At 74.6% G+C, this 6,000-nt stretch carries 3 protein-coding genes and 1 pseudogene; 3 read left to right on the forward strand and 1 reads right to left on the reverse strand.

Annotated features, from left to right (window positions below; all coding sequences use genetic code 11):
* Positions 1-212: 212 nt before the first annotated feature.
* The 3 genes from AC3EUJ_RS34490 to AC3EUJ_RS34500 all read left to right on the forward strand — a co-directional run bounded on the left by AC3EUJ_RS34490 (position 213) and on the right by AC3EUJ_RS34500 (position 5,777).
* The gene (locus tag AC3EUJ_RS34490; RefSeq protein WP_431968514.1) at positions 213-3,677 is read left to right on the forward strand and encodes a DNA polymerase III subunit alpha; all 3,465 of its coding nucleotides are present in this window, start codon (positions 213-215) and stop codon (positions 3,675-3,677) included.
* Positions 3,674-4,666: a DNA polymerase Y family protein gene (locus AC3EUJ_RS34495; protein WP_431968516.1), complete on the forward strand. Its 993-nt coding sequence runs from the start codon at positions 3,674-3,676 to the stop codon at positions 4,664-4,666. Before AC3EUJ_RS34490 ends, AC3EUJ_RS34495 begins: the two co-directional genes overlap by 4 nt.
* 169 nt (positions 4,667-4,835) lie before the next feature.
* Entirely contained in the window at positions 4,836-5,777 is a 942-nt protein-coding gene (locus AC3EUJ_RS34500; protein WP_431968518.1) for an esterase/lipase family protein, read from the forward strand.
* A gap of 9 nt (positions 5,778-5,786) precedes the next feature.
* On the opposite strand, the pseudogene AC3EUJ_RS34505 reads toward AC3EUJ_RS34500, so the two are convergent.
* Positions 5,787-6,000, reverse strand: a pseudogene (locus AC3EUJ_RS34505) (LAETG motif-containing sortase-dependent surface protein); the annotation flags it as partial.

The raw sequence follows: 6,000 nt of genomic DNA on the forward strand, positions 1-6,000 counted from the left end.
GTGTTCTCTATCCGGAAAGAGCCCTTGACCAGCAACATCGGCATGGCGACTCCCCGTCGGGGTGTGAGCGTCGGTGACGTCCTGTGCAGGAAACCGCGCGCAGGGTGATGGCGGAAGGGATCCGGCGTGTCGTCGTACACGTGTTCGACAAGTGGTCTATGGTGGGTGCGGAGGGTCCGGAAGGGGGGAGACGTGAGCGGTCGGAGGTGCGTATGGCGGGATTCACGCACCTGCACACCGTCTCCGGCTTCTCGCTGCGGTACGGCGCCTCGCACCCCGAGCGGCTCGCCGAGCGCGCCGCCGAACGGGGGATGGACGCGCTGGCGCTGACCGACCGGGACACGGTGGCCGGAGTGGTGCGCTTCGCCAAGGCGTGCGCGCGGGCCGGGGTGCGGCCGCTGTTCGGCGCCTCGCTGGCGGTGCCGGCGGCGTACGTGGCGGAGGGCGCCACCCCTCAGGCCGGCCCGCCGGCCGCCCGGCGGCGCACCCCGGTGCGCGGCGGGGCCTTCGTGCCGGAGGCGACCGACCGGGCGGTGTTCCTCGCCCGGGACCGCCGCGGCTGGGGCGCGCTGTGCCGGCTGATCAGCGCCGCCCACGCCACCGACGGCGGTATCGGCTGGGAGGACCTGGGCCGGGAAGGGCTGTTCGTGCTGCTCGGCGCGGACTCCGAGGTCGGCCGCGCGCTGGCGGCCGGACGCCCCGACCGGGCCGCCAGGCTGCTGCGCCCCTGGCGCGAGGTGTACGGGGACGCGCTGCGCCTGGAGGCCGTGCACCACGGCCGCACCGGCACCGGGTCCGGCTCGCTGCGGCTCGCCGCCCGCACCGTCGGCTTCGCCGCCGAGCAGGGCGTCGTCCCGGTGCTGACCAACGCCGTCCGCTACGCCGACCCCGGCCAGGGGGAGGTGGCCGACGTCCTGGACTCGGCGCGCCGGCTGGTGCCCGTCGACGTGCGCGACGCGGGCGGCCTGGACAGCGGTGAGCGCTGGCTGAAGGACGCCGGGGACATGGCGCGTACCGCCGAGCGGGTCATGGAGGCGGCCGGCTTCACCCGCGGCGACGCCCGCCGGCTGCTGCGGGCCACCGAGGAGACCGCCGCGGGCTGCGCCGTCGACCCGGAGGAGGACCTGGGGCTCGGGCAGGTGCACTTCCCCGAGCCGGAGGTGGTCGGCGCGGGCGCCCGCACCGCCGACCGCGTGCTGCGCTCGCGCTGCGCCGCCGGGATGGTCCGCGAGGGCCACGACCGGGATCCGGAGTACTGGGCGCGGCTCGACCACGAACTGCGGATCATCGAGCGGCTCGGCTTCGCCTCGTACTTCCTCACCGTCGGCCAGGTCGTCGACGACGTGCGGGAGATGGGCATCCGGGTCGCCGCGCGCGGCTCGGGCGCCGGCTCGCTCGTCAACCACCTGCTGGGCATCGCCGCCGCCGACCCCGTCGAGCACGGCCTGCTCATGGAGCGCTTCCTGTCCGGCCGGCGCACCTCCCTGCCCGACATCGACATCGACGTGGAGTCCGCCCGCCGGCTGGAGGTCTACCGGCGGATCCTGGACCGCTTCGGCGGCGAGCGGGTCGCCACCGTCGCCATGCCCGAGACCTACCGCGTCCGGCACGCGGTGCGCGACGTGGGCGCCGCCCTCGGGATGGACCCCGAGCAGACCGACCGGCTGGCCAAGGCCTTCCCGCACATCCGGGCGCGCGACGCGCGGGCCGCGCTCGCCGAACTGCCCGAGCTGCGGCAGGTGGCGGGTGAGGACCACGGACGGCTGTGGGAGCTGGTCGAGGCGCTGGACGCGCTGCCGCGCGGGGTCGCCATGCACCCCTGCGGGGTGCTGCTGTCGGACGCCGGGCTGCTGGAGCGCACACCGGTCGTGCCGACCAGCGGCGAGGGCTTCCCCATGTCGCAGTTCGACAAGGACGACGTCGAGGACCTCGGGCTGCTCAAGCTCGACGTGCTCGGGGTGCGCATGCAGTCCGCGATGGCGCACGCCCTGGACGAGGTGGAACGGACCGGCGGCGGCCGGATCGACCTGGACCGCATCCCGCAGGGCGACCCCGCCACGTACGAACTGGTCCGCTCCGCCGAGACGCTGGGCTGCTTCCAGATCGAGTCCCCGGGTCAGCGCGACCTGGTGGGGCGGCTGCAGCCGGCCACCTTCCACGACCTGGTCGTGGACATCTCGCTCTTCCGTCCCGGGCCGGTCGCCGCCGACATGGTGCGGCCCTTCATCGATGCCCGGCACGGCCGCAGGCCCGTCCACTACCCGCACCCCGACCTGGAGCCCGTGCTGCGTGAGACCCATGGAGTCGTCGTCTTCCACGAGCAGCTCATCGACATCATGTGCGTCATGACCGGCTGCGACCGGGGCTTCGCCGACGAGGCCCGGCGCGCCCTGTCGGACGAGGCCCGGCAGGGGCGGCTGCGGGCCTGGTTCGCGGACGCGGCCCGGGGGCGCGGTTACTCCCGCGAGGTCATCCGGCACACATGGGAGATCGTCTCGGCCTTCGGCGCGTACGGCTTCTGCAAGGCGCACGCCGTCGCCTTCGCCGTGCCGACCTACCAGTCCGCCTGGCTCAAGGCGCACCATCCGGCGGCCTTCTACGCCGGGGTGCTCACCCACGACCCCGGGATGTACCCCAAGCGGCTGCTGCTCGCGGACGCCCGGCGGCGCGGGGTGCCGGTGCTGCCGCTGGACGTCAACCGGTCGGGCGCGGCCTATCGAATCGAACTGGTGTCCGGTGAGGGGGATGGCGAGGAGCTGTGGGGGCTGCGGCTCGCGCTCTCCGAGGTGCACGGCATCAGCGAGGCCGAGGTCGCCCGGATCGCCGCCGGACAGCCCTACTCCTCCCTCCAGGACCTGTGGGAGCGCGCCCGCCCGAGCCGGGCCGCCGCCGAACGACTGGTCCAGGTCGGCGCGCTGGACCCCTTCGGGGGCAACCGCCGCGACATGCTGCTCCAGGTCGCCGAAGTGCACCGGCAGGGCCGGGCCTCCGCGTACGACGGCCAGCTCACGCTGACCGGAGGGGAGGGCGAGCCGGCGTTCGCGCCGATCGGCCTGCCCGACATGGACGACGGCGAACGGCTCGGCGCCGAACTCGGCGTCCTCGGCATGGACGCCTCCCGCCATCTGATGGACGACCACCTCGCCTTCCTGGCGGAGCTGGGCGCGATCCCGGCGAACCGGCTGCGCGAGGTGCGGCACGGCGAGACCGTGCTGGTCGCCGGGGCGAAGGCGGCCACCCAGACCCCGCCCATCCGTTCCGGGCGCCGGGTCATCTTCACCACCCTCGACGACGGCTCCGGCCTGGTCGACCTCGCCTTCTTCGACGACAGCCACGAGGCCTGCGCCCACACCGTCTTCCACTCCTGGCTGCTGCTGGTCCGCGGGGTGGTCCAGCGCCGCGGCCCGCAGAGCCTGTCCGTCGTCGGCGCCGCCGCCTGGAACCTCGCCGAACTGGCCGAACTGCGCAAGGAAGGGGGCCTGGAGGCCGTCGCGGCACGCCTGGCCGAGACCCCGGGCGAGCCCGCGGAACTGCCCGCGCCCCCGCCCGAGGGCCGCCGGGTCCGCATGTCCACCGGTTACGAGATGCACCCCTGGGCCGATCTGCGGCCCGCGGGCGAGGGGGCCCCGACCGGCCGCAAGCTGTGGCACTCCAGTCCGGGGAGCGCGGGACGATGAACAGCCGACCGGAGATCTCGCACGTGCTGTACGTGCACTTCCACGCCGCCGAGGCGCTGTACGAGCGACTCCTCGCACTGCTCGGCGGCTTCACCCCCGTCGTCCAGGCGCTGCCGCCCGACGCCGCGCTCGCCGACGTCCGCGGGGCGCTGCGCTACTTCGGGCGCGACGCCGCCGAACTGGCCACGCTGCTGAGGGTGCGGCTGCTCGCGCTCCACGGCGTGGACTGCACCATCGGCGTCGGCCCGAACCCGCTGCTCGCCCGGATGGCGGCGCAGGACGGACCGGAGGGCGCGGTGCGCGCCGCGCCCACCGACCCCGCGGCCGTCGCGGCCTTCCTCGCCGAGCGTCCGGTGGCGGCGTTGCACGGCGTCGGCCCGGCGACGGCACGGCAGTTGGGCACGTACGGCCTGGACACCGTAGGACGGGTGGCGGCCGCGCCCCTGAGCACCCTGCAGCGGATCCTGGGCGCCGCGGCGGGCCGCAGGACGCACGAGCGGGCCCGCGGCATCGACCCGGCCCCGGTCGTCCCGAACGCCCCCGCCCACTCGGCCGGGGCCGAACGCCGCTTCGGCCACGACGAGCTGGACCCGGTGCGGCACCGCCGCGCCCTGCTGTCGCTCACCGAGGAACTGGGCTCCTCGTTGCGCGCGTCGGGCCGGGTCGCGCGCTCACTGACCCTCACCGTCCGCTACGCCGACCGCTCCACGACCACCCGCACCCGCGCGCTGCCCGAGCCCACCGGCCACGGCACCGCCCTCGCCGAGGCCGCGTACCGGCTCTACGAGGGGCTGGGACTGCAGCGCGCCCGGGTGCGCGGCCTCGCGCTGCGCGCGGAGGGGCTGACGGACGCCGGTCTCGCGACGCTGCAGCTCAGCCTGGACCCCGGGGACGAGAAGGCGCGCCGGATCGAGGCCGTCGCGGACCGGGCGCGGGCCCGTTTCGGCCCGCGGGCGCTGATGCCCGCGACGCTGTCGGGCGCGGCCTGACGGCCCATTATCACATCGACGTGAAGCCGACGTGATGAATTCTTTACCCACCGGTAGCTGGCGACGTTTGTTACTCCTCCGTAAATTGACGGAAGCTCAGCATTCTGGTGATCCGGATCACAGGCTGCACGGGAGCCAGTCATTCCCCCACCTGCGAGGAGATCGCTCGATGCTGCCCATCAGACCGCGATCAGCGCTCCGGCTCCTCTCCGCGCTGACTCTCACCGCCGCCCTCTTCGCCACTCCCGTCCTGGCGGACACCACCACCGCCGCTCTGGCGAAGGCCCCCGCGTCCGCCCCCGAGGTCACGGCGACCATCGCCGCCGCGACCGCCGCCGAGGCGACCGCGAGCAGCGGCTGGAACAACTGGTCCTGCAAGCCGTCCGCCGCCCATCCGCGGCCCGTCGTCCTCGTCCACGGCACCCTCGGCAACTCCATCGACAACTGGCTCGGCCTCGCGCCCTACCTGGTCAAGCGGGGCTACTGCGTCTACTCCCTCGACTACGGCCAGCTGCCCGGTGTGCCCCTCTTCTACGGGCTCGGCTCCATCGCCGCGTCCTCCCAGCAGCTCGCCGCCTACGTCGACCGGGTCCTCGCGGCCACCGGCGCGGGCAAGGTCGACATCGTCGGGCACTCCCAGGGCGGCATGATGCCGCGGTACTACATGAAGTTCCTGGGCGGCGCCCCCAAGGTGAACGCGCTCGTCGGCATCGCGCCCAGCAACCACGGGACCGACCTGGGCGGGCTGCTCAAGCTGCTGCCCTACTTCCCCGGCGCGGCCGAGGCCATCGAGCACCTCACCCCGCAGGGACTGACCGACCAGATGGCCGGATCGGCCTTCCTCACCAAGCTGAACGCCGGGGGCGACACCCTCCCCGGCGTCCGCTACACGGTGATCGCGACCAAGTACGACGAGGTCGTCACGCCGTACACCACGCAGTTCCTGTCCGGCCCCGACGTACGCAACGTGGTGCTGCAAGACCTGTGCCCGCTCGACCTGTCCGAGCACGTCCTCGTCGGGCTGACCGACCGCATCGTGTTCCACGAGACGGCCAACGCCCTGGACCCGGCGCACGCCACGGCGACCGACTGCGGGGACGTCTTCAGCTGACGGCCCGCCTCAGCCGGTCCCCGGCCGCCGCCTGCGGGCGGCGGGCAGCAGCACCGGCGCACCGGGCGGGACGGCGGTGGCACCCGCCGCCATCAGCGAGGTCGTGCCGGTGCTGCCGTTCCCGGTCTCGGCGAGGTCCGCGCCGGCCGGGGGTGCGGGGCCGGGAGGCCGGTCGCCCGGCGCGGGCCGAGTGCCCCCCACGCACGTCGGCGGGGGGGGGGGG

This window comes from Actinacidiphila sp. bgisy160 (assembly GCF_057707815.1).